Source organism: Streptomyces sp. NPDC006476 (genome assembly GCF_040612015.1).
Classification (GTDB): Bacteria; Actinomycetota; Actinomycetes; order Streptomycetales; family Streptomycetaceae; genus Streptomyces; species Streptomyces griseorubiginosus_B.
The window spans coordinates 1-1233 of sequence record NZ_JBEXPK010000316.1; the positions used below are offsets into that span (position 1 = coordinate 1).

1 protein-coding gene and 1 pseudogene are annotated in these 1233 nt (G+C 69.6%); both read right to left on the minus strand.

Annotation, left to right across the window (positions count from 1 at the left end):
• Window positions 1-408: pseudogene (locus ABZZ74_RS54295) on the minus strand (hypothetical protein); the annotation flags it as partial.
• On the minus strand, window positions 401-664 hold the full coding sequence (locus ABZZ74_RS54300) for a hypothetical protein (RefSeq protein ID WP_356951467.1): 264 nt from the start codon (window positions 662-664) through the stop codon (window positions 401-403). The pseudogene ABZZ74_RS54295 and the gene ABZZ74_RS54300, both read right to left, overlap by 8 nt.
• Window positions 665-1233: the final 569 nt, after the last annotated feature.

Consider the following 1233-nt stretch of genomic DNA (forward strand, 5'->3'; position numbering starts at 1 on the left):
GGGTCGCTGCCTCGATGCAGCCGCCGCACACCGGGTACACGCGGGCCGACGGTACGGACGAGTGGTCGCGGCGGCTGGGCCGGCGGCCGGGGGCTTCTTCGGCGGAGCGTCGACGGGAGGTTCCGGGGGTGTGTCGGTGACCGGCGCCCCGGGAGTCCAGGCGGTGCGGGCGGCGGGCAGTGCCGGCGCCAGGTCCTGCCAGGTCTGCTGCCAGGGCCGGCGTTCCTTCTCGTCCAGGCCGCAGGCGGCCAGGAAGTCGGCGGTGAACTCCCACTCCGGCAGCCGGTCCCGTGAGAGCACGTTGGAGACGGTGGCGGGGGGAAGCCGCTTGCTCTGCTGCTGGCTGGCCTGCTCGAGCTGGGCGAGCGAGATGCCCAGCCGGGTACCTGGTCCGACGTCATCACGCACCTCCTGCAGAGGTGGCCGTCAGACGCTGCTCGCTGAGCCAGGAGCCGATCTGGGCGGCGGCGGCGCCGGCGGCCATGACGATGCCGAGCGCGCTCGTCATGGACTGCCCCTGCGTCACGTGGACGGTGAGGACGAGCAGGATCACGACGAAGACACCGATGCGGTGCCCGGGCGTGAGAGCCGCTCCGCACAGGACGGCCGGGGCGGGGAGCTGCGGCAGGCGGTGTGCGGGGCGGGGGCTGTGTCGATGTGACATGAACGAAGTCCTGTCTTCCTGGGCGCGGCGCCTATAAGGCGCCCGGAGCACCCCGCATCCGGTTACCGGCCGAGACGCGGGGCGTTTTGGATTCCCCGATCCTGGATTTAAAAAGCGTTCCGTGGCAAGACGGTCGAGCAAGCGGAACACAATCGGGTCGAGGAAGCTCCTGCCGAAGCATGATTCCGCTTTTCCGTTACCGCCTGTGGAGTATTCCGATTTGTTTCTGAAGTTTTCGAACCGTGCTGCATGCTGACCGCCCGCGTGCTCCGCAGCTGGCGGCATGCCCTGCCCCGGCACCAGCGGCCGCGCACGGCTGAGGAGTGCTGACCTGCGTGGACGCCGTTCCGAACCGTCGCGGCGCGTTCCGAAGGACCCCGAAGGCGTGAAGGATCTTGTGGAGCGGCCGGTTCGGTGGTGCGCTGGAGACGGCGGCACGGCCGCACCCCGCACGGAACTGTCCTGTCTTCCTGGGGCGACTGCACCATCAACGACGACGGCTCGATCGGCACGCCGTACAAGCCGGGCGACTCGGACAAGACCCCGCCCTGCGGCATCACCTACCTCAA

Excerpts from the sequence above, each read along its gene's own strand:
- ABZZ74_RS54300 (WP_356951467.1), bottom strand. The coding sequence starts at position 664 with ATGTCACATCGACACAGCCCCCGCCCCGCACACCGCCTGCCGCAGCTC.